Annotated in this window: 19 protein-coding genes; 11 read left to right on the top strand and 8 right to left on the bottom strand. The window is 66.5% G+C overall.

Annotated elements, in window-relative coordinates; translation table 11 throughout:
* From RN01_RS32770 to RN01_RS03450, 5 genes are all read left to right on the top strand, one after another.
* On the top strand, positions 1-170 hold a 170-nt coding region (locus RN01_RS32770; protein ID WP_156149776.1), incomplete at its 5' end, for a hypothetical protein.
* Between the two features lie 28 nt (positions 171-198).
* Entirely contained in the window at positions 199-846 is a 648-nt protein-coding gene (locus RN01_RS03465; RefSeq protein WP_017513253.1) for a phosphorylase, read from the top strand.
* A gap of 315 nt (positions 847-1,161) precedes the next feature.
* The gene (locus RN01_RS03460) at positions 1,162-2,181 is read left to right on the top strand and encodes a tripartite tricarboxylate transporter substrate binding protein (RefSeq protein WP_017513252.1); all 1,020 of its coding nucleotides are present in this window, start codon (positions 1,162-1,164) and stop codon (positions 2,179-2,181) included.
* Between the two features lie 170 nt (positions 2,182-2,351).
* Positions 2,352-3,551: a CaiB/BaiF CoA-transferase family protein gene (locus RN01_RS03455; protein ID WP_008650915.1), complete on the top strand. Its 1,200-nt coding sequence runs from the start codon at positions 2,352-2,354 to the stop codon at positions 3,549-3,551.
* Positions 3,548-4,402 carry a citryl-CoA lyase gene (locus RN01_RS03450; RefSeq protein ID WP_017513251.1) on the top strand — a complete coding sequence of 285 codons (855 nt, stop codon included), beginning with the start codon at positions 3,548-3,550 and terminating at the stop codon, positions 4,400-4,402. Before RN01_RS03455 ends, RN01_RS03450 begins: the two co-directional genes overlap by 4 nt.
* Positions 4,403-4,499: 97 nt before the next feature.
* Here the strand turns inward: RN01_RS03450 and RN01_RS03445 are convergent, their stop codons facing one another.
* Both RN01_RS03445 and RN01_RS03440 read right to left on the bottom strand, forming a co-directional pair.
* Positions 4,500-5,729, bottom strand: coding sequence for a diguanylate cyclase (locus tag RN01_RS03445; RefSeq protein ID WP_017513250.1), 1,230 nt, complete (start codon positions 5,727-5,729; stop codon positions 4,500-4,502).
* A gap of 151 nt (positions 5,730-5,880) precedes the next feature.
* Entirely contained in the window at positions 5,881-6,657 is a 777-nt protein-coding gene (locus RN01_RS03440) for an IclR family transcriptional regulator (RefSeq protein WP_017513249.1), read from the bottom strand.
* A 202-nt stretch (positions 6,658-6,859) separates the two neighbouring features.
* Here RN01_RS03440 and RN01_RS03435 point away from each other — a divergent pair, with 202 nt between their 5' ends.
* On the top strand, positions 6,860-8,086 hold the full coding sequence (locus RN01_RS03435) for an MFS transporter (protein WP_024570685.1): 1,227 nt from the start codon (positions 6,860-6,862) through the stop codon (positions 8,084-8,086).
* Positions 8,087-8,130: 44 nt separating this feature from the next.
* Here RN01_RS03435 and RN01_RS03430 read toward each other — a convergent pair whose 3' ends face one another.
* The 5 genes from RN01_RS03430 to RN01_RS03410 all read right to left on the bottom strand — a co-directional run bounded on the left by RN01_RS03430 (position 8,131) and on the right by RN01_RS03410 (position 12,727).
* Complete coding sequence (locus tag RN01_RS03430; RefSeq protein WP_017513522.1) at positions 8,131-8,898, bottom strand: class I SAM-dependent methyltransferase; 768 nt, start codon at positions 8,896-8,898, stop codon at positions 8,131-8,133.
* Between the two features lie 68 nt (positions 8,899-8,966).
* Positions 8,967-9,836 (bottom strand): ABC transporter permease, encoded by an 870-nt coding sequence (locus RN01_RS03425; RefSeq protein ID WP_017513521.1) that lies wholly within the window; start codon positions 9,834-9,836, stop codon positions 8,967-8,969.
* Positions 9,837-9,884: 48 nt separating this feature from the next.
* Positions 9,885-10,724 (bottom strand): ABC transporter ATP-binding protein, encoded by an 840-nt coding sequence (locus RN01_RS03420; RefSeq protein ID WP_017513520.1) that lies wholly within the window; start codon positions 10,722-10,724, stop codon positions 9,885-9,887.
* Between the two features lies 1 nt (position 10,725).
* Positions 10,726-11,751 (bottom strand): ABC transporter substrate-binding protein, encoded by a 1,026-nt coding sequence (locus RN01_RS03415; RefSeq protein ID WP_017513519.1) that lies wholly within the window; start codon positions 11,749-11,751, stop codon positions 10,726-10,728.
* A 49-nt stretch (positions 11,752-11,800) separates the two neighbouring features.
* Positions 11,801-12,727, bottom strand: a complete 927-nt coding sequence (locus RN01_RS03410) for a TauD/TfdA family dioxygenase (protein ID WP_017513518.1) — start codon at positions 12,725-12,727, stop codon at positions 11,801-11,803.
* Positions 12,728-12,928: 201 nt separating this feature from the next.
* On the opposite strand from RN01_RS03410, the gene RN01_RS03405 reads away from it, so the two are divergent.
* The 5 genes from RN01_RS03405 (at position 12,929) to RN01_RS03385 (ending at position 17,608) form a co-directional block, all read left to right on the top strand.
* Positions 12,929-13,366: a hypothetical protein gene (locus RN01_RS03405; protein ID WP_017513517.1), complete on the top strand. Its 438-nt coding sequence runs from the start codon at positions 12,929-12,931 to the stop codon at positions 13,364-13,366.
* Between the two features lie 187 nt (positions 13,367-13,553).
* The gene (pdhA, locus tag RN01_RS03400; RefSeq protein ID WP_008650901.1) at positions 13,554-14,657 is read left to right on the top strand and encodes a pyruvate dehydrogenase (acetyl-transferring) E1 component subunit alpha; all 1,104 of its coding nucleotides are present in this window, start codon (positions 13,554-13,556) and stop codon (positions 14,655-14,657) included.
* Positions 14,650-15,630 carry an alpha-ketoacid dehydrogenase subunit beta gene (locus RN01_RS03395; protein WP_008650900.1) on the top strand — a complete coding sequence of 327 codons (981 nt, stop codon included), beginning with the start codon at positions 14,650-14,652 and terminating at the stop codon, positions 15,628-15,630. Before pdhA ends, RN01_RS03395 begins: the two co-directional genes overlap by 8 nt.
* A 16-nt stretch (positions 15,631-15,646) precedes the next feature.
* The gene (locus RN01_RS03390; RefSeq protein ID WP_017515462.1) at positions 15,647-16,780 is read left to right on the top strand and encodes a dihydrolipoamide acetyltransferase family protein; all 1,134 of its coding nucleotides are present in this window, start codon (positions 15,647-15,649) and stop codon (positions 16,778-16,780) included.
* A 174-nt stretch (positions 16,781-16,954) separates the two neighbouring features.
* Positions 16,955-17,608: a peroxiredoxin gene (locus RN01_RS03385; RefSeq protein WP_008650897.1), complete on the top strand. Its 654-nt coding sequence runs from the start codon at positions 16,955-16,957 to the stop codon at positions 17,606-17,608.
* A 279-nt stretch (positions 17,609-17,887) separates the two neighbouring features.
* Here the strand turns inward: RN01_RS03385 and RN01_RS03380 are convergent, their stop codons facing one another.
* A complete protein-coding gene (locus tag RN01_RS03380) occupies positions 17,888-21,349 on the bottom strand; it encodes an error-prone DNA polymerase (RefSeq protein WP_024570682.1) in 3,462 nt (1,153 codons plus the stop codon).
* Positions 21,350-21,371 lie beyond the last annotated feature (22 nt).

Here is a 21,371-nt window from a genome sequence, read left to right as displayed (position 1 = left end):
CGCAGGCCAGCCATGGTTTCTGGGACGAGCCGTACTTCACGGCGGTGGGTTTCCCTCGCGTGTTCTATCTGCGCTACCACGGCTATTCGCGCTTCTTCCCGCTCTGGGCACTGGCGCGCTTCCGCAACCTGCTGCGCGATGGCAATCGCGCCATCACCTGGGGGCTCTGAAGTCGTGGCGGTACTGGCAGTCAGCGGGATGGATTTCGAGGCGCGCATCGCGTCGGGACCGGGCGTGGAAACGCTCTACGGGCATCGCGATGCGGCACTGGCGCGTGTGCTCGACGCCCGGCTGGCGCAAGGCTGCGACGGCGTCATCAGCTTCGGCGTGGCCGGCGGGCTCGATCCCACGCTGCCGCCGGGCACCGTGATCGTCGCCACCGCCGTACGGGCGGGCGACGCGTCTTACTCGACCGACCCGTACTGGACAGCGGCGCTTCGCCGCGCCCTGCCCCAGGCCGTGTGTGGCCTGCTGGCGGGTTCCGATACCCCGGTCACCACGGTGACCGGCAAGACCGCCCTGCACGAATCCCACGGCGCATTGGCCGTGGACATGGAATCCCACATCGCCGCGCTGGCCGCCCAGACCCACCATATTCCGTTCGCCGCACTGCGCGTGGTGATCGACCCTGCCGATCGTCCCGTGCCCCCGCTGGCCGTGGCCGGCATGGCGGCCGATGGCAGCACTGACATCGGCGCAATCCTCTTCGGTCTGCTCAAGGCTCCGCATCAACTTGGCGGCCTGCTGCGGCTGGGGCGCGATGCTTCGGCGGCAAAGTCCGCGCTATCTGCCGCCCGACACGCTGTCGGCGCTGGCTTCGCATTGACCGCACTCGCGGCGGCCTGACGCCGCCCTTCCGTCTTTTCGCTCTCCCCCAACCCCTCTCGCGCCATCGCGGGTGAGGGGGACTCACTCACGCCCATCAAAACACCCGCTGTTTTTCCCCTCTCCCGCAGCGCCAGAGCGCGCTGGGGAGAGGGCAAGCCGTTCAAATTCCCATCCAGGTCAGGATCACACCCGCGCGCCGCAGCCTGACATCCCGCCGCCACCTGTCATCCACCATGACTTGACAGTCCGTCGCCCCCCTCCTATCCTCCGTTTCATTCCTTTGTTAAGATCAATGTTCTGTTCTATAGAACATCAGAAATCGGAGACCCCAGCATGACCAAGACCCACCCGACCCGTCCGACCCGCCCGGCCTCCTCGCGACGCCGCACCCTCGTGCACGGCCTGATCGCCGTGGCGGCCATCGCCGCCCTGCCGGGTGCGTCCGCGTTTGCCGCCGATGCCTATCCGGCTCAGCCGATCCGTCTGGTCGTGCCGTTCCCGCCGGCAGGCGGCACCGACGTGCTATCGCGTCTGGTCTTCAACAAGATTGGCACCGCCACGCACTGGACTGTGGTGGTGGAAAACCGCGCCGGCGCCGGCGGCAACATCGGCCTCGACGCCGTGGCCAAGGCACGCCCGGATGGCTACACGATCGGCATGGGCCAGACCGCCAACCTCGCCATCAACCCGACGCTCTATCCGAAGATGCCGTACAACGCGGTCACGGATTTCACGCCCGTAGCCCTGGTGGCCGCGCAGCCCGTGGTGCTGATCGTGCGACAGGACTCGCCCTACAAGACGCTGGCTGACCTCGTGGCCGCGGCCAAGACCAAGCAACTGTCGATGGCGTCGGCCGGCACCGGCACCGTGGGCCACCTGACCGGCGAGATGTTCCAGCGCCGTGCCGGCTTCAAGGCGCTGCATGTGCCATACAAGGGCGCATCGCCCGCGCTGACCGACCTGATGGGCGGCCAGACCGACTTCTACTTCGCCACACCGCCGATCGCCATGCCGATGCTCAAGGCTGGCAAGCTGCGCGCGCTGGGCGTGACGTCGGTCAAGCGCGTGGCGCTGCTGCCGAATGTGCCTACCGTCGCGGAGCAGGGCTACGCGGGTTTCCAGGCCGAGGACTGGAAGGCGCTGGTGGCGCCCGCCGGCACACCGGCCGACGTGATCGCCCGCCTGAACGCGGAAGTCAACAAGGCGCTCAAGGATGCGGATACGATCGCCAGACTGCGTGACGAAGGCAGCGAACCGCGCGGCGGCTCCGCGGCTGACCTCGCCACGTTCATCAAGAGCGAGCACACGCGCTGGGGCACGATCGTGCGAGACTCCGGCGCTCGCGTTGAATAGGAGGCGCTATCAAAAAGAAGCGAAGCGGTTCTGGCTAGGCGCGCGGCCGCAGACAGTACAAGTAGTACGGCAAGGCCGCGCAACGACGCCAGAATCATTTTGATAGTGCCTCTAAGACCAACAACCTTCCTGGCCGGACCTACATGTCCCACATGCCCCTCGTACCCCTCATGCAAAAGCCGCTTCGCAATATCCGCGTGCTCGACCTCACCAACGTGCTGGCCGGGCCCTTCTGCTGCCACCAGCTCGCCCACATGGGGGCCGAGGTGATCAAGGTGGAAACGCCTGGCACGGGCGACCTCGCACGTCAGCTTGGCGCCGATGCAGAACTGAACCGCAAGCTGATGGGCGTGTCGTTCCTGGCGCAGAACCCCGGCAAGCGCTCGATCACGATCAACCTCAAGCACGCGCGCGGCAAGGAAGTCTTCCGCAAGCTGGTGCAGAGCGCCGACGTCGTTGTCGAGAACTTCCGCCCCGGCGTGATGACGCGCCTGGGCCTGGGCTACGACGAACTCAAGCTGGTGAACCCGCGCCTGATCTACTGCGCGATCTCCGGATTCGGCCAGGATGGGCCGCTCTCCGACCTGCCGGCCTATGACCAGATCATCCAGGGCATGGCAGGCGTGATGAGCATCACCGGCGACCCGCAGACCGCGCCGTATCGCGTCGGTTATCCCGTCTCCGACACCATCGGCGGCATGACCGCGGCCTTTTCCATCGCCGCCTCGCTGGCCGATACCGAACGCACGGAAGGCTACTTCCTCGACGTATCGATGCTGGAAGCCACGCTGGTCACGATGGGCTGGGTTGTTTCCAACCATCTGGTGGCGGGCAAGGACCCTGCCCCGATGGGCAACGAGAACATGACGGCGAGCCCGTCCGGCACGTTCCGCACTGGTGACGGCCCGCTCAATATCGCCGCCAACAAGCAGGAGCAGTTCGAAGCGGTGTGCCGTGTGGTGGGCCGCCCCGAACTGGCGACCGACCCGCGCTTTGCCGAGCGCCAGTCGCGCCTGGCGAACCGCGCGGCGCTGACCGCCGAACTGGAAGCGGAACTGGCGAAGAAGTCCGCCACCGACTGGTGGCAACTGCTCAATGAGGCCGGCGTGCCGGCCGGGCCGGTGCTGAAGGTGCCGGACACGCTCGCACTTCCGCAGGTGCGCGACCGCGGCATGATCGGCGCGTTCGAAAACGTGCCAGGCGTGGGTCGCGACATCCGCCTGCTGCGCACCGGTTTCAAGGTCAACGGGCAGGCACCGTCCGTGGACACGCCCCCGCCACAACTCGGCGAGCATACCGACGACATACTCGGCGAACTCGGCTATGACGCCGCCGCCATCGACACCCTCAAACAGGAGCGCGCGCTATGAGCGCCACGAACGAAACGATCGACGCCGGCCAGCAGGCTTCGCAGGACTGGTGGCGTACCGAAATCATCGACATGAAGCCGGGCGAGATCCGCTATCGCGGCTACCCGATCGAGCAGTTGATCGGCAATGTGTCGTTCGCGCAGATGATCTGGCTGATGCTGCGCGGCGAGCTGCCGGGCAAGCGCGAGGGCGAACTGCTCGACGCAGCGCTGATGGCCGCCGTCGACCACGGCCCGCAGGCACCCAGCATCGCCATCGCCCGCATGGCCGCCACCTGCGGCGTGGGGCTGAACAATGCCATGGCCTCGGCGGTCAACGTGCTGGGCGATGTGCACGGCGGCGCCGGCGAGCAAGCGGTGGAACTCTATCAGGACATCGCGCGCCGCTTCGACGCCGGCACGCCGTTCGATGATGCCGTGGCCGCTGGCCTGGCCCACTATCGCGACCTGCACGGCAAGTTCGTCTCGGGCTTCGGCCATCGATTCCATCCGCTCGACCCGCGCGCGCCGCGCCTGCTGGCGTTGGTGGATCAGGCTGCCGACGATGGCGTGGTGTCCGGCCGTTACGCAGCGATTGCGCGCGCGGTGGAGAAGGCGCTCGGCGCGGGACGCGACAAGCCGATCCCGATGAACATCGACGGCGCGACCGCTGTCATCTACGCGGAACTGGGATTTCCTGCACCGCTGGCACGCGGGCTATTCTGCCTGTCGCGCTCGGTGGGCATCCTGTCTCATGCGTGGGAGCAAACCCAGCAGGGCGGCCGCAACAAGGGGCCGATTCCGCGCCAGTTCATCTGGACGTACGACGGGCAGCCGCAACGGGATGTGCCGGTGGATGGCGGGGCGGCATAAGGTCGGCTTAAGGACGGCATAAGAGCGACATAAGGGCGACATAAGGGCGACATAAGGGCGGCCCAGGTACCCACCGGGCCCGCCCAGGTATCCGCCATCAAACAATCATCTGCGGCTCGGTCACCGATTGCAGCGCGTCGCCGACCGGTGTCTCTTCGATCATGCTGGACGCCAGCATGAACTGGTCGCGGCCGCGCTGCTTGGCCTGATAGAGCGCGCGATCCGCCGTGGCGAACAGGCTGCGCCACAGGCCCTCACGGCTCGAGGGCCCGCCGCGCAGCTCGGCCACGCCGATGCTGACACTGGCATGACCGCCCGCGCCGGGCAGTTCGATCGCCCTCACCTTCCGCAGAATACGATTGGCCAGCGCAGTGGCCTGGTGCTCGTCCGTATGCGGACAGAGGATGCAAAACTCTTCGCCACCATAGCGCGCGGCAATATCTGACGCGCGCCGCGAATTGTCGAGCGCCGTCGCGATTTCACGCAGCACGTTGTCACCGGCATGGTGGCCGTGCGTGTCGTTGACCAGCTTGAAATAGTCGACGTCGATCACGAGGCACGACAGCGCCTCGCCGTCGCGCTGCCAGCGCGCGATCATGCTGATGGCCATCATGTCGAGCGCGCCGCGATTGAGCAGCCCGGTCAGCGCATCGGTACGCGCGCCGCTCTCGTTGCGCGCGATGATCTGCTCCATCGACATCAGGCAGAAACCGAACAGGCCCAGCAACACGGCGACCAGCGGCGCCAGCGGCCAGACCGAGCCTTCGGGCTGCAGGAAGAAAGGCGTGACCTCGAAACCCTTGAATGTCGCCCCGTAGCTCAGCGCCGCCACCTGCGAGATCAGCAGCACCAGGTGGGAAGCCAGCACCAGCGGGCCGCCGATGCTCCTGCGGCCGCGCGCGCTGCGCAGCATGGTGATGACAGTGGAAAACGAGATCAGGGCCAGCAAGCCGTACGCGAGGGCATGCATGAGCATGCTGCCGTCGGGCAGGCCGGTCAGCAGCATCAGCAGCACCAGCGCCACGAAGCCGACACCGTGCAGCAGCGCCGCTTGTTCGGACATGCCGTAGTAGACGCGCACACCCCGGTAGATCGTCAGGCGGCCAAGTACATAGGCACCGGCGCCGAGCGCGCCGAGTTCCGCCGATCCGGCGCTTGCGCTGGCCGCGACGACCAGCCCCGCGCCCGAGGCGATCACATGCCCGACGGCCCACAGGCGGCCAGCCTCATTGGCGCGCAGCGCGAGCACCAGCCCCGCCGCCATGACGAGCGTGCTGGAGAAAACCACCATCATCACGACCAGGATGGTCTGCTGGGCCAGGTGCACGGGAGTCGAATCCTCTAAAGCTACCGGGGGCGGCTGCCGCTTGTCGAGGTTTACCCTTGGCGGGTGGCCCCTGTTGCAATCGTCGGCACGAAAGCACGCATCTTATCCCGCGCGGGTCACCGAGCGGCACCCCCGACAAGCCGGGGGATGCTCAATCGTCCTGCGGGGTAGTTGCCGCCGAGGATGAGGGTCCGGCGGCTTCGACGATCTCCGGGAAAATCCCGCCAAGCGCCTGCGTCAGCTGCCGCGCGGCATCGAGTACCTGTTCACGGAACGATTCGGAGAAACGCGGCGTCGGGCAGGTCAGCGTCAAGGCGCCCTTCAATTCCCCGCCGGGCCCGAACACCGGCGACGACACGCCCGCGATATCGGGGCTGCGGTCGCCCACCAGCGCGATCACGCCTTCGTCGCGGATGCGCTGATAGATCTCTCCGCGCGCGCCGGCGAAAGCGCGCAGCACACGGCCGCCGGCGCCGCGATTGAGCGGCAGCAGATCGCCGGCACGAATGTGGTCGCGCACCGGCTGCGGGGAATCCACGCGATAAAGGCAGAGCCGGTGTTCGCCCTGCTGGATGTGGAACGCGGCCGATTCGCGCGTGGTGCGCACCAGTTCGCGCAACGCCGGCAACACGACCTGCTCGAGCGAGAACGACGCCGCGTAGACCGCATTAAGCCGTGCGATCTCGGGGCCGAGCCCATAGCGTCCATCCGTATGACGCTGGATCAGCCGCGCGTGCTCCAGCGACGCCAGCAGCCGCAGCAGCGTGCTCTTGTACAGGCCGCTGCGTTGCGCGAGTTCGGCCAGCCCCAACGTCCCGTCGCCTTCCCGGAAAGCCGACAGCACGAACAACGCCCGGTCCACAGCGACGGCACCACCTTCAGCGGCGTGCTTGTCGGCTTCGGAGAGTTGGGCGGCTTTGCGGGGCATGGATAAAGCGTCGAGGACGTGGCATGGAACGGGCGTCCACGGTATAGAACGGCAAAATCAATGTCAATCTGCTCGCCAACACGCCGCACGGACCGCGCCCATTCCCGGTATGATTGCCGCTCTCGGGTTTTCCCTATGTTGTCGTACCTGATACACGACCCGGACCCGGCCTGTATCCCCGTCCAATCGCGCCCCGCACCGAATGACCACCCCGCTTTCCCCCGAGGCCACGCCACCGCATGGCGATCTCGCCTCCGGTAATGTGACTCGTCGCATACTTGGCATCGTTGTCTTCAACTTCATCGCATATCTCAGCGTCGGCCTGCCGATCGCCGTGGTGCCCGGCTTCGTGCATGGCGACCTTGGCTATAGCGCGGTACTGGCGGGTCTGGCTGTCAGCATCCAGTACCTGGCCACGCTGCTGAGCCGTCCGTGGGCCGGCAGCCTGTGCGACATGAAAGGGCCGAAGCGCTCGGTGCTGACTGGCCTGCTGCTGTGCGCCGGCAGCGGCTTGCTGATGCTGGTTGCCGCGCAGTTCGCGGGCAACGACTGGCTCGCGCTGGGCTGGCTGTTGTCGAGCCGCCTGATGCTGGGCGCGGGCGAGAGCCTGGTGACCACCGGCACCATCGCCTGGGGCATCGGCAGCGTGGGCGCGCGCCATACGGCAAAAGTGATTTCCTGGAATGGCGTCACCACCTACGGCGCGCTGGCGGTGGGCGCGCCCGTGGGCGTGCTGCTGGCCGGCCACGGTGGCCTGACCGCGATCGGCATCGTGACGTCGGTCATCGCCGGCGCCGCGTGGCTGCTGGCGCGCCGCCAACCCGCCGTGCCAATACTCAAGGGCGAGCGCTTGCCCTTCCGCAGCGTATTCCGCGCGATGTCACCGTTCGGCCTGTGCCTCGGGCTCGGCTCGGTCGGCTTTGGCGCGATCACGGCCTTCATCACGCTCTACTACGCGGGGCATGGCTGGGATCATGCCGCGCTGGCGCTGACCGCGCTCGGCACCTGCTTCGTCCTGACGCGGCTGATCATGGCCGACAGCATCACGCGCTTCGGCGGTTATCCGGTGGCGCTGGTGTCGTTCGCGGTGGAGGCAGCGGGTCTGGCGATGCTGTGGCTGGCCCAGGCACCGTGGCAGGCGCTGGCTGGCGCGGCCGTGGTGGGCTTCGGTTTCTCGCTGGTCTTTCCGTCGCTCGGCATTGAAGCCGTCAAGCGCGTGCCAGCCACCAATCGCGGCTCCGCGCTGGGCGCCTACGCGCTGTTCTTCGATTTCTCGCTCGGGTTGACCGGCCCCGTAGCCGGCCTGATCACGAAGCACGCCGGCTATCCGGCCGTGTACCTGTTCGCCGCGCTGGCGGCAGTGCTGGCGCTGGCGCTCAGCCAGGTCCTGGCCGCGCGCTATCGCGACCGGCTGGCGCCGGCCACCTGATGCTCATCTGACGGTCGTCTGACCGTCATCTGACCGCCACCGGATCAGAGCCGTTCGCAGCAGTACGCCTCGGTGCTGTACGGGAACGACACCACGTCGCGCCCCTGCAGCGCCGGGTCGGTGGCAATGACCTCGCGCAACCGGGCGCGCACGGCGTCCTGCTGGTCCTGCGGCAGCGACGCGATGAAGCTGACCGACATCACGCGATCGACGATCACCTGTTCCGGCGCGCCGCTGTGGGTGTACGCAAAGCGTGTCAGACCGAGCGGTCCCATGCCATCGGCCGGGAAGACCTTCTTCCAGTCCCCCTTGTAGAAGCGCGGCGCATCGCCCTCGAACGGCGTCATGATCTCGGTCAGCCTGGCGACCCAGCCTACCGACTCGTCGCGGACATTCCACACCAGCCCGAGCTTGCCGCCGGGCTTCAGCACGCGGCGGATTTCCTGCACGGCGGCAGTGTTGGCAAACCAGTGGAACGCCTGGGCGCAGACCACCGCGTCGACGCTGCCGTCGGGCAGCGGAATCGACTCGGCGCTACCCGCCAGCGCCCGCACGTCCGGCAGCTTCGCCGACAGTTGCGCGCGCATGGCATCGACCGGCTCCACGGCAATCACCGTGGCGCCGGTCTGCGCCAGCAGGCGCGTGAACTTGCCAGTGCCCGCGCCGAGGTCGACAACGGTCTTGCCGGGCGCCACGCCAAGCGTGTCGCGCAGCCAGCCGGAAAGCTCGGTGGGATATTCGGGACGCCCACGGGCGTAGGTATCGGCCTGGGCAGAGAAGCCCTGGGCGGCAGCATGATGGATCGCGGTCATGAGCGCGTACGTTACTCCGCTCGCATGACAACGGCAAGACCTGCCTGCCAGTGCTGCTAGTGTGGCTGCTAGTGCTGCTGCCCCCAGCGCCGGACGGTGACACGCTCCAGTGTGGCGAATACCAGCCCTTCCACTGCCAGCCCGATCAGGATCACGGTGGCCAGCCCCGCGAACACGCGGTCGGTATAGAGTTCGTTGCGGTTCTGGAAGATGTACCAGCCCAGGCCGCCCTTGCCCGACGAAGCGCCAAAGACAAGCTCGGCCGCGATCAGCGTGCGCCACGCGAAAGCCCAGCCGATCTTCAGCCCGGAAAGGATGGCCGGCAACGCCGCGGGAACCAGGATCAGCACCACGAAGCGCAGCCCACGCAGGCCATAGTTACGCCCCGCCATACGCAGCGTTTCCGGCACGCCGCGAAACCCGGCATACGTATTCAGCGCGAGCGGCCACAGCACTGAGTGCACCAGCACGAAGATCAGGCTCTTGCTGCCAAGTCCGAACCACAGCAGCGCCAGCGGCAGCAGCGCGATAGCCGGCAGAGGATTGAACATCGCCGTCAGCGTGTCGAGCAGGTCGCGCCCGATACGCGTCGACGCAGCCAGCGTGGTGAGCGCGAAGGCCAGCACGATGCCGGCCGCATAGCCCTGCAGCAGCACCGTCAACGACACCGCCGCCTTGCCCGGCAGTTCGCCACTGGCGATGCCTTCGCCGAACGCCCGTACCGTGGCCAGGAACGTCGGCAGCAGCAGGTCGTTGTCCTGGATGCGGGCGATGATCTCCCACAGCGTGGCCAGCACCATCAGGATCAGGGCCTTGCGCAACCAGCCTTGCTGCCACAGTTGCCGGTACCACGGCAGCGGCAGAGACAACGGCGCGGCCGTGAAGGGAGCCAGTACGTGCTCGTACTCGGGGCGAACCGGGGGATTGGCGGTACTCATCGCTTGCATCTCGAATCGAAGTGCGGGAATTTGGGGATACCTGGGAATTCAGGCGTGAACGATGCGGCTCGACGCATCCTCCACGGTGGCGGATTCGTCGAACAGCATCCGGTGGATGCGGTGCGCGGCCGTCTGGAATTCCGCGCTGCCCTGGCTGGCCAGCGTGAACTGATGACTGTTGAGTTCCGCGCGCACTCGCCCCGGATGCGGCGACAGCAGCAGAATGCGGCTGCCGACCACCAGTGCTTCCTCGATCGAGTGAGTCACGAACAGCAGCGTGAAGGCCGCGTCGTCCCACAGCGCGAGCAATTCCTCCTGCATCCGGCGGCGCGTCAGCGCGTCGAGCGCGGCAAACGGCTCGTCCATCAGCAGCACTTTCGGCCGCATGGCCAACGCGCGCGCAATCGCCACCCGTTGCTTCATGCCGCCCGACAACGTGTGTGGATAGGCATCGGCAAAGGCCGCGAGCCCCACCTTGTCCAGGAAATGCAGCGCCACGTCGTTGGCCTCGGCCTTTGACATGCCACGCGCCTGCCGCAGCGGGAACATCACGTTCTGTCGCACCGTCTTCCACGGCGGCAACTGGTCGAATTCCTGGAACACGACGATGCGGTCCGGCCCCGGCTTTTGCACCCGTTGCCCATCGAGCCGGATCTCGCCTTCGGCCGGCGGCACGAAGCCCGCAACCGCCTTGAGCAGCGTCGACTTGCCGCAACCCGAAGGCCCCAGCAGCACGAACCGGTCGGTGGCGTGGACGTCGAAGCTCACGCGATGCGTGGCGCGCACCACGCGCTGCGCGGTGCGGTACTCCAGCGATACGCCATCCACCTGCAGCAGCGGTTCGTGACTGGCGACCACACGCAGGTGCGCGCTATTGCCTTCGGCCATGTCAGCTCCCTTCGGCGGTTGCCGGGTCCTGGAAGAAATAGTCCTGCCACGACTTCGGCTGATGCTTGATCGCACCCACGCGATACATGAAGTCCGCCAGCGCGAACGTATTCTGCGGCGTCACCTTGAACTGCACCTGCGGGTTCTTCAGGATCTTCACCAGCAGCGCGCGGTCGATCTTCGCCTTGTTCACGCGGATATACAGATCGGCGGCAGCTTCCGGGTTCTTCGTTGCGAACTGGGCGGCTTCGGCCAGCGCATCGACGAACGCGCGATAGGTTTTCGGGTTCTCGCTGCGGAATTTCTCAGTCGCGTAGAGCACCGTGGCGGAGCTGGGCCCGCCGAGCACATCGTAGGAATTGAGCACGATGCGCGCGTGCGGATTCCCCGCCAGTTCCTGTTCCTGGAACGGCGGGTTGCCGAAGTGACCAGTGATCTCGGTGCCGCCTGCAATGATCGCCGCGGCAGCATCGGGATGCGGCACCGCCACGGTCCATTTGTCGAGCCGGTTGAATTCCTTGTCACCCCACTGCTTGGCAGCGGCATATTGCAGCACGCGCGACTGCACCGAGACGCTCACCGCCGGCAACGCGATGCGGTCCTTCTCGGTGAAATCCGCAATCGTCTTGACCTTGGGATTGTTGCTGACCAGGTAGTACGGGAAGTTGCCAAGCGACGCCACGCCCTTCACGTTCTGCTTGCCCTGGGTGCGGTCCCACAGCGTCAACAGCGGGCCGACACCGGCACCTGCGATGTCGATCGCGCCGGAGAGCAAGGCATCGTTGACCGCCGCGCCACCGGAAAGCTGCGTCCATTCGACCTTGACGTCGATACCCTGCTGCTTGCCGTGTTTCTCGATCAGTTGCTGGTCACGTGCGACGTTGAGCAGCAGATAGACCACGCCGAACTGCTCGGCAATGCGCAGGCGGCCTTCGGCGTGCGCATTGCCAGTCAAGGCGAGGCCCGCCGTCAGCATGGCAACGGCGGCGCGACGGGTCAGGGTGGAAGCGGACGTAAACAGCGACATGCAATGGACTCCTGAAAAATGGGGCCGGAGTGAAAAAACGGGAACCGGATCAGAACGGCTGATCGCCTTCGATCGTGGTGCGATACATCACGCGCCGCAGTTGATCGGGCGTGCCGGCGGCCAGATGCAGCAGCGACCGGTTGTCCCAGAACACGAGGTCGTGCTCGCGCCACTGATGGCGGTACACGTGCTCGGGCTTCACGCTGTGCGCGAACAATTCTTCGAGGATCGCGCGGCTTTCGTCATCAGGCAGGCCGACGATGCGCGTGGTGAAATGCTCGCTGACGAACAGCGCGCGGCGCCCGGTCTCCGGATGCGTGCGAACCACCGGATGCACCACGGGCTTGACCTGCGCGATCTGCTCCGGCGTCAGGTTCGGACGCCACGGGCTGCGCGCCTGCAACTCCGCGTACCGCGCCAGATACGTGTGCTCGGCGGTGAGATCGGCCACCTTGCGCTGCAGCGCTTCCGGCAGGCTCTCCCACGCGGTATGCATATTGGCGAAAAGCGTGTCGCCGCCTTCGGCGGGCAACTCCCGCGCGTGCAACAGGGAACCAAGACTCGGTGTCTCCTTGTACGAGAGATCCGAATGCCAGAAGTGGCCGGCATCGCCCAGCCCGATCGGCTTGCCGTTCTCGATCACGTTCGAGACGATCAGCACTTCGGGGTGGCCCGGCAACTGGAACTGGTTCAGCACGTGAATCTGCAGCGGCCCGAAGCGGCGGCTGAAGGCGATCTGTTGTGCCGGCGTGATGCGCTGGTCGCGGAACACCAGCACGTGATGATCGAGATGCGCCTGATGGATGCGCTGGAAATCACCATGCGACAGCGGCCGCCCCAGATCGACCCCGATGACTTCCGCACCCAGTGCGGCGCCCAGCGGGCGGATTTCGAAATCTTGAAGGGATCTGGCGGAAGAATCGGTGGCGAGGTTGGCGGAGGTATCGACGGTGGCGTCGGCAGTGGCGATCGTCATGGCAGGTCTTTGCTCTGGGGGAAGCACAAGCCTTGCACTGTAGGGAAGCCGCACCGGCCGGACAACGAATCAAATCGCGCGCGATTATGCGGATTCCTTATATCGCGTTGGCGCGCCCGTGGCCTCGCGCCTAAACTTTCTGGAATGACTGGAACAACACCAGGCGCGCGGGAGGCCCGTATGCAAGATGCAATACGTTCCATGCTGTCTCTGTCGATGGCGACAGCCTTCGTGGTCTTGACCGGATGCGGAGGCAGCGACAAGCCCAAGGCAGGGGCACCCGCCACGTCCAGCGGCAGTCCGGTTTCCGCCGCATCCAATGCCGCATCCGTCGCCGGGGCCGGGGCCGTCGCCCAGCCGCCCATCCCGGAAGGCCAGCCAGCGGAGGCCGCAGCGCCCGGCCGGTTCCAGATCGTCGCCAGCGGCCAGACTCGCACCGGCCCGTTCCTGCTCGACACGCAGACGGGCCGGATCTGGCAGTTGAGGGAATTCGCCGGTCTTCAGGGCTCGCCCGTCGCGTGGCACGAGATGACGATCATCGACGACAAGGGCGGCATGGGGATTACGTCCACCCAGTTCCAGAAACTCTATCCACCACGTGGCGGTGTGCCGCCACAGGCCGCGCATCGGCGCCGCTAGCGCCCCGGCTTCGCGTCCCCCGATGAAACCGCCCCACCCGCCCGCGCCGACAATGTGACGGCGGTGCGCCACCGCACGCCCGCAGCGCGATTCCGTGCCCTACACTCAAAGGCAGCAGCGTTCACAAGATGCTGCGCCGCACAGGACACCGCGAACCACAAGGGAGCAACCTCAAGGGGACAACCACATGGGCACTGTTGCGCGTTTTGAAATCGGCTTTACCCGCTACCTCTCCCCCGACGGCTCGCCCGAGCCCGACCTTCCCGACTTTGCCCGCGATCCGGCCACCCTGCTGCCGCTCTATCGCGCCATGGTGCTGACCCGGCAGTTCGATCTCAAGGCCATCGCGATGCAGCGTACCGGCCAGATCGGCACGTTCGCGTCCGCGCTGGGCCAGGAAGCGATCGGCGTCGGCGTGGCCACGGCGATGCGCCGCGACGACGTGCTGGTGCCGTCGTACCGCGATCATGCCGCGCAGTTTGTGCGGGGCGTCACGATGACGGAGAGCCTGCTGTACTGGGGTGGCGACGAACGCGGCAGCGCCTTTGCCGCAGTGCCATATGACTTCGGCAACTGCGTGCCGATCGGCACGCAGGTTGGCCATGCGGCCGGCGTGGCCTACACGTTCAAGCTGCGCCAGGCGCCGAACGTGGCGGTGTGCATCCTAGGCGACGGCGGCACCTCGAAGGGTGACTTCTACGAAGGGATGAACATGGCCGGCGCGTGGCACGTCCCGCTGGTCATCGTTATCAACAACAACCAGTGGGCCATCTCGATGCCGCGCGCCAAGCAGACGGCGGCGGCGACGCTGGCCCAGAAGGCGATCGCGGCGGGCATTCCGGGCGAACAGATCGACGGCAATGACGTGATTGCGGTGCGGCAGCGCGTTGGCGCGGCCATCGAGCATGCGCGCCACGGCGGCGGGCCGACATTGATCGAGGCGGTGAGCTACCGCCTGGGCGACCATACGACAGCCGATGATGCGTCGCGCTACCGGGACGAGGCATCGGTCAAGGAAGCCTGGCGCTGCGAGCCCATTATCCGGCTGCGAGACTACCTGGCCCGCCTCGGCGCCTGGGACGCCGCGCAGGAAGAGGCGCTGATCAAGGAATGCCAGCAGGCCGTCGGCGCAGCCGTGCAGGCCTATCTTGCGCTGCCGCATCCCGATGCATCGGCGATGTTCGATTGCCTGTATGAAACGCTGCCAGACGCCATGGCCGAACAACTCGACACCGCGCGGCAATACGACGCCTCTGGCAAGACCGACACCTCGGGAGCCCATCATGGCTGAACTGCATATGGTGGAAGCCGTCAACCTGGCCCTGGCCCACGCCCTGGCCAACGATCCCGACGTGGTGCTGCTGGGCGAGGACATCGGCGTGAACGGCGGCGTATTCCGCTCGACCGTGGGGCTGCAGTCGCGCTTCGGCGAGGCGCGCGTCATCGACACGCCGCTGGCCGAGGGCGCCATCGTCGGCGCGGCCATCGGCATGGCGGCGATGGGGCTCAAGCCCGTCGCGGAGATCCAGTTCGCCGGCTTCATCTATCCGGCGATCGACAACATCCTGAATCACGCGGGTCATATGCGGCACCGCACACGCGGCCGGATCACGTGTCCGATGGTCGTACGCGCGCCGAGCGGCGCGGGCATCCACGCGCCCGAACACCATTCCGAAAGCCCGGAGGCCCTGTTCGCGCAGATGCCAGGCATCCGCGTGGTCATGCCTTCATCGCCGGCGCGCGCCTACGGGCTGCTGCTTGCGGCGATTCGCGACCCGGACCCGGTGATCTTCCTGGAGCCCACCCGCCTGTATCGGCTGTTCCGGCAGGAGGTCGCCGACGACGGCCAGGCGCTGCCCCTCGACGCCTGCTTCACGCTGCGCGAGGGCACTGACCTCACGCTGGTGAGCTGGGGCGCGATGTTGCGGGAAACGCTGGCCGCGGCCGATGTGCTGGCCGACGAAGGCGTTTCCGCGGCAGTGATCGACGTGGCCACGCTCAAGCCGCTGGACATGGAGACCATCCTGGAGTCGGTTGCGCAGAGCGGCCGATGCGTGATCGTGCATGAAGCGCCGCGTACCGCCGGCCTGGGCGCGGAGATTGCCGCCAACCTGGCCGACGCGGGACTCTATTCGCTGAGCGCCCCGGTGCAGCGCGTGACGGCGCCTGACACGGTGGTGCCGCTGGCGCGACTCGAACACAGCTACATGCCGTCGGTGGCGCGGATTGTCGACGCGGCGCGACGCGCGCTGGAAGCAGCCTAGCCAAGGAGACATAGCGATGCGGATCTTCAAACTGCCCGACCTGGGCGAAGGCCTGCAGGAAGCGGAAATCGTCAACTGGCATGTGAAGCCCGGGGACACCATCGCAGCCGACCAGCCGCTGTTGTCGGTGGAAACTGCCAAGGCCATCGTCGAGATCCCCTCGCCGTTCGCCGGACAGGTTGCGAAGCTCTTTGCGCAGCCCGGCGACATCGTCCACCTGGGCGCGCCGCTGGTTGGCTTCGAGGGCGCGGGGGCGCCCGACGATGCCGGCACGGTGGTAGGCGCCGTGAAGGTCGGCACGCATGTGGTCAATGAAGGCGTCACGCGCGTAGGCGCCGCCGGCATTCCCGGCGGACACGGCATCAAGGCCACGCCGGCCGTGCGCGCGCTGGCGCGCAAGCTGTCGGTCGACCTGTCGATGGTCACCCCATCCGGCCATGATGGTGTGATCACGGCCACCGATGTGCAGCGCGTGGCCACCACCCTGGCGGACGTCGGCGCGCCGGACGTGCTGCGCGGTGTGCGCCGCGCAATGGCGCAGAACATGGCGCGCGCGCAGAGCGAAGTGGCCGCGGCCACGGTCATGGACGATGCGGACCTGCACGCGTGGCAGGCGACCGGCGCATCGGTGACCGGTCAGGACATCACGATCCGCCTGGTGCGCGCGCTGGTGGCCGGCGTGCGCGCGGAACCGGCGCTCAACGCGTGGTACGAAGGCAGGACCGGCAGACGCCACCTGCTCGAGCGGATCGACGTGGGCATTGCGGCGGACCTGCCGGAGGGGTTGTTCGTGCCGGTGCTGCGCAACGTCGGCAAACGCGATGCCGCCGACCTGCGTGCCGGGCTGGACCGAATGCGCGCCGACGTGGTCGCGCGCACCATCGCGCCGGAGGAAATGCGCGGCAATACCATCACCCTGTCGAACTTCGGCATGATCGCGGGCCGCTACGCGGCGCCCATCGTGGTGCCGCCAACGGTTGCCATCCTCGGGGCGGGGCGCGTGCGCGACGAAGTGGTGGCGTCCGGCGGCGTGCCTGCCGTGCACCGGGTCATGCCACTGTCGCTGACGTTCGATCACCGCGTGGTCACGGGCGGCGAGGCGGCCCGGTTCCTGCGCGCGGTCATCGAGGATCTGGAACGGCCCGAGTAGCACGACAGGAGTGATTCCGGCGATACCGGCACGGCCCTGGCCAGGCCGGCCATCCGCCACATGGATGAAGGCCATTTGTCCGTCCGGCAGGCAAACCAGTTCCTATACTGGATTTTCGCCGCACAGACGGCTGCGTCACGCCCCCACCCAACCCACCAATAAAGGAGCACGACCATGGCAATCCGACTTGGCGAGGAAGCACCGGACTTCACCGCCGACACCACTGAAGGGAAGATTCATTTTCATGAGTGGATCGGCGACAGCTGGGCCATCCTGTTCTCGCACCCCAAGGATTTCACGCCGGTCTGCACCACCGAGCTCGGCTACATGGCCAAGCTGAAGCCCGAGTTCGACAAACGCAATACGAAGATCATCGGCCTGTCGATCGATCCGGTGGGCGACCATTCGCGCTGGGTCAAGGACATCGAGGAAACGCAGGGCGCCACGGTCAACTACCCGATGATCGGCGATCACGACCTCAAGGTGGCCAAGCTCTACGACATGATCCACCCCGAGGCGAGCGGCGGCCCACGCACGGCAGCGGACAACGCCACGATCCGCGCGGTGTTCATGATCGGCCCTGACAAGAAGGTCAAGGCCATGCTGGTCTACCCGATGAGCGCGGGACGCAATTTCGACGAGGTGCTGCGCCTGCTCGACTCGCTGCAACTGAACGCGAAACACACCGTCGCCACACCCGTCAACTGGAAGCCCGGCGACGACGTGATCATCCCCACCTCGGTGTCGGATGACGACGCGAAGAAAAAATATCCACAGGGCTTCAAGACGCTCAAGCCCTATCTGCGAACGGTTGCCCAGCCGAAGTAGGGACCGAAGTAAGCACCTCTGTTAATACAGATGGGGTAGTCCGCACGACGGATAGGAACTATCCACAGAGAGCGTGGATAATCCCCCTCTTGACAACCCGCCAGCCCGCGCCGGTATTGGCTCAAGGTTGATTGCCTAATTTTTGGGCAATCAACCCTGGCGGGGTTTTGCTTGCAGGGGTTGAAAATTTGTGCGTTGAGTTGGGGACCGGAGTCGGGGACCGGCCTGCTGCGCTCTGCTCCGATGCATGAGAAGGGGGGGGGAAGCTGGACCTCCTTCTCAATGAAAATCCCGACTCCCCACCATCAGCCTCCCCAGCAACGGACTCAGATCCACCAGTTCGTCCGCGACCAGATGGCGCACCTCGCCCTGTCGTTGCCAGGTGCCAATCACGCCGAGCAGCGTCGCTCCCAGAACCTCCTTGCGCTGCCGCTCTACCAGGTCTGGCCAGATGATGACGTTGACGGCGCCGGTCTCGTCCTCGATCGAGGTGAAGATCGTGCCGCTGGCCGTCGATGGCCGTTGGCGCACGGTCACGATGCCGCAGGCGCGCACGCGGCGGCCGTTGGCGCAGTTCGCGAGTTGGCGTGCCGTCGCGAACTTGAGCGCGCTCAGTCTGTGGCGCAGTAGTGTCAGCGGATGGCACTTCAGCGATAGCCCCAGGCTGGCGTAGTCGGCGGCCACGTCCTCACCGAGTTTCGGCTCGGGAAGTTGCAGTGCGTGCTCCTGCGGCGGCGCATCGTGCAGCAGATCGCGATGCGCGGTCTGCACCGCCGCGCCACGCGCGTGCCAGCGTGCCTGGCGTCGATGCCCCGCGAGGGATACCAGCGCGTCGGCCGCGGCCAGCGCGTCAATGTCGTGCCGGTCCAGTGACGCGCGGCGAGCGAGGTCCTCGACGCTGTCGAATGGCCGCGCCACACGCGCCGCCTCGATCCGCAGTGCGGCAGCCTCGCGCATCCCCTTCACGCGATTCATGCCCAGCCGCACGTCGCGGAAGTTCTGCCCTTCCCGGCGCGGCTCCAGCGTGCTCTCCCAGTTGCTGATCGTCACGTCCACAGGCTGCGACGTCACGCCATGCCGGCGCGCGTCCTGCACCAGTTGCGACGGCGAGTAGAAGCCCATCGGCTGACTGTTGAGCAGTGCGCACAGGAACGCCTCGGGGTAATGACACTTGATCCAGGCGCTGACGTATACGAGCTTGGCAAAGCTGGCCGCATGGCTTTCCGGGAAGCCATATTCCCCAAACCCCTCGATCTGCTTGCAGATGGCCAGCGCGAACGATTCGGGATAGCCGCGCCCGGTCAGCGCCCGTACCAGCGCGTCCTGATGCTTCTTGAGATCGCCACGACGGCGCCAGGCCGCCATCGAGCGCCGTAACTGATCAGCCTGCCCGGGCGTAAACCCAGCCGCCTCGATCGCAAGCTGCATGACCTGCTCCTGGAAGATCGGTACGCCCAAGGTGCGGCCCAGCACGCGGCGGATCACGTCGTCGAAGTAGGTTGGCAGCTTGCGGGTGAGGCGAAACGCTTCGCGCCGCTTCAGATAGGGATGCACCATGCCGCCCTGGATCGGCCCCGGCCGCACGATGGCCACTTCCACCACGAGGTCGTAGTACTTCCGCGGTTGCAGCCGCGGCAGCATCGATTGCTGCGCGCGCGATTCGATCTGGAACACGCCGATCGTATCGGCCTTGCAGATCATGTCGTAGGTCTTGACGTCGCCATCGGGCAGATCTTCCATGCGCGTGGGCAGTCCGGCGCGCTCCGGGTCCGGATTCGGGATCATCGTCAGCGCACGGCGAATCGCGGTCAGCATGCCCAGCGCGAGCACATCGACCTTCAACAACCCCAGCGATTCCAGGTCGTCCTTGTCCCACTGGATCACACTGCGGTTTTCCATCGCCGCATTCTCGATCGGCACGAGCCGCGACAGCTTGTCCCGGGCGATCACGAAGCCGCCCACATGTTGCGACAGGTGACGGGGAAAGCCGCGCAACTGCTCCGTCAGGCTGGCCCATTGCCGCACGGTGATGGAATCGGGATCAAGCCCGTAGCGCGAAATGCGATCAATGAACGCCGCGCCGCCATCCCACCAGGCCTGCCCCTTGACCACCTGTTCCACCACGCCCGGGTCGATGCCGAGCGCACGCCCCACGTCGCGCAACGCGCTGCGCGAGCGGTACGTAATCAGCGACGCGGCCAGCGCGGCGCGATGGCGGCCGTATTTTCCATAGATGTACTGGATCACCTCCTCGCGCCGCTGGTGCTCGAAATCGACATCGATATCGGGCGGCTCGTCACGCTCGCGCGACAGGAACCGGCCGAACAGCAGGTTGGCCTGTTCCGGGCTGACCTCAGTGATATGCAGGCAGTAGCAGACTAGCGAGTTGGCCGCCGATCCACGCCCCTGGCACAGGATGCCCTCCTGGCGCGCGAAGCGGACGATATCGTGCACGGTCAGAAAGAACGGCTCGTAGTGTTTCTCCTCGATCAGCTCGAGTTCTTCCTTGAGTTGCGCCTCCCATTCCGGCGCCATGCCATGTGGAAAACGTTCGGTGATGCCGCGCTCCACCTCCTTGCGCAGATAGGTGATCGGCGTTTCGCCGTCGGGCACGAGTTCCTCGGGATACTCGTAGCGCAGCATGTCGAGCGAGAAGCGGCATTGGTCCGCCAGCTTCAGCGTCTGCGCCAGCGCTTCGCGCGGATAGAGCCGCGACAGCACCTGACGCATGCGCAGATGCGCCTCGGCATTTGGCGCGAGGGCCCGTCCACACGCGGGCAAAGGCTGGCCGATGCGGATCGCGGTCAGCACATCGGCCAGCGGTTTGCGCGAGCGGACATGCATGTTGACCGCGCCGGCCGCCACCAGCGGCACGCCGGTTTCCGCCGACACCTGCTGCAAACGCGCGCGATGCATGGCTTCGGCATGGCCCTGCAGCAGTTCCATCGCCATCCATGCGCGATCGCCGAAGGTTGCGCGACACCAGCGTGCCTGCGCGCGCAGGACGTCGAGATCGGCGCAGTAATCGGGCAGCAGGACCACCAGGCAATCCGGCATTCCGCGCAGATGCGCCTGCTTCGGCTGCGGATCGGCAAGATCGGATGGATACAGCAAATAGCTGCCCTTCTCCGCGCGGGTGCGGCCCAGCGTGATGAACTCGCACAGGTCGCCAAACCCGATGCGATTGCGCGCCAGCAGCACCAGGCGCGGTGGCGGCATGGTGTCTTCGGGCGCGGCTGTCAACGTGAAGCGGCTGCCGATGATCAGGTTGAACGCATCGGCAGCGGCGGCGCGGGCTTCGAGCACGCGATGACGGCGCGCGGCGGCATCGGGGTCATCGTCGAAGTCGTCCGGCGACAGCGCGTCCTCATCCTCCGCACCCTCCGCATCCTCCACACCTCCTGCATCGCTCTCTTCGTCGCCGGTGTCGAGGTCGAATGCCGACAGCTCCTCTATCTCGTCGACATCGCCCGCCGTCTGCCCTGCGGCAAGCCGCCGGGCGCTGCGTGTTACCGCCTCCCACATATCCTCGCGCAGCACCTTGATCGCATGATGCGCGCGGGCGGTGCCGGCCACCGAGCATTCATCGGTCAGCGCCAGCCCGCTGTAGCCCAGTTGGAACGCGCGCGAAATCAGTTCCTGCGGATGCGAGGCACCGTTCAGGAATGTGAAGTTGGAGATGCAGTGCAGCTCGACGTAGTCGGGCAGCGACGGCAACAACGAAGACAGGCCTGACAGCACGATCAACCTCCTGGCATCCGGC

It is taken from the genome of Cupriavidus sp. SHE (assembly GCF_000812445.1).
GTDB lineage: Bacteria > Pseudomonadota > Gammaproteobacteria > Burkholderiales > Burkholderiaceae > Cupriavidus > Cupriavidus metallidurans.
This window is presented reverse-complemented; position numbering and strand designations above follow the sequence as displayed.

What these genes read in the sequence shown, in the direction of transcription:
- RN01_RS03465 (WP_017513253.1), top strand. Translation starts at nt 199, where the DNA reads ATGGATTTCGAGGCGCGCATCGCGTCGGGACCGGGCGTGGAAACGCTC.
- RN01_RS03460 (WP_017513252.1), top strand. Translation starts at nt 1,162, where the DNA reads ATGACCAAGACCCACCCGACCCGTCCGACCCGCCCGGCCTCCTCGCGA.
- RN01_RS03455 (WP_008650915.1), top strand. Translation starts at nt 2,352, where the DNA reads ATGCAAAAGCCGCTTCGCAATATCCGCGTGCTCGACCTCACCAACGTG.
- RN01_RS03450 (WP_017513251.1), top strand. Translation starts at nt 3,548, where the DNA reads ATGAGCGCCACGAACGAAACGATCGACGCCGGCCAGCAGGCTTCGCAG.
- RN01_RS03440 (WP_017513249.1), bottom strand. Translation starts at nt 6,657, where the DNA reads ATGCCCCGCAAAGCCGCCCAACTCTCCGAAGCCGACAAGCACGCCGCT.
- RN01_RS03435 (WP_024570685.1), top strand. Translation starts at nt 6,860, where the DNA reads ATGACCACCCCGCTTTCCCCCGAGGCCACGCCACCGCATGGCGATCTC.
- RN01_RS03430 (WP_017513522.1), bottom strand. Translation starts at nt 8,898, where the DNA reads ATGACCGCGATCCATCATGCTGCCGCCCAGGGCTTCTCTGCCCAGGCC.
- RN01_RS03425 (WP_017513521.1), bottom strand. Translation starts at nt 9,836, where the DNA reads ATGAGTACCGCCAATCCCCCGGTTCGCCCCGAGTACGAGCACGTACTG.
- RN01_RS03420 (WP_017513520.1), bottom strand. Translation starts at nt 10,724, where the DNA reads ATGGCCGAAGGCAATAGCGCGCACCTGCGTGTGGTCGCCAGTCACGAA.
- RN01_RS03415 (WP_017513519.1), bottom strand. Translation starts at nt 11,751, where the DNA reads ATGTCGCTGTTTACGTCCGCTTCCACCCTGACCCGTCGCGCCGCCGTT.
- RN01_RS03410 (WP_017513518.1), bottom strand. Translation starts at nt 12,727, where the DNA reads ATGACGATCGCCACTGCCGACGCCACCGTCGATACCTCCGCCAACCTC.
- RN01_RS03405 (WP_017513517.1), top strand. Translation starts at nt 12,929, where the DNA reads ATGCTGTCTCTGTCGATGGCGACAGCCTTCGTGGTCTTGACCGGATGC.
- pdhA (WP_008650901.1), top strand. Translation starts at nt 13,554, where the DNA reads ATGGGCACTGTTGCGCGTTTTGAAATCGGCTTTACCCGCTACCTCTCC.
- RN01_RS03395 (WP_008650900.1), top strand. Translation starts at nt 14,650, where the DNA reads ATGGCTGAACTGCATATGGTGGAAGCCGTCAACCTGGCCCTGGCCCAC.
- RN01_RS03390 (WP_017515462.1), top strand. Translation starts at nt 15,647, where the DNA reads ATGCGGATCTTCAAACTGCCCGACCTGGGCGAAGGCCTGCAGGAAGCG.
- RN01_RS03385 (WP_008650897.1), top strand. Translation starts at nt 16,955, where the DNA reads ATGGCAATCCGACTTGGCGAGGAAGCACCGGACTTCACCGCCGACACC.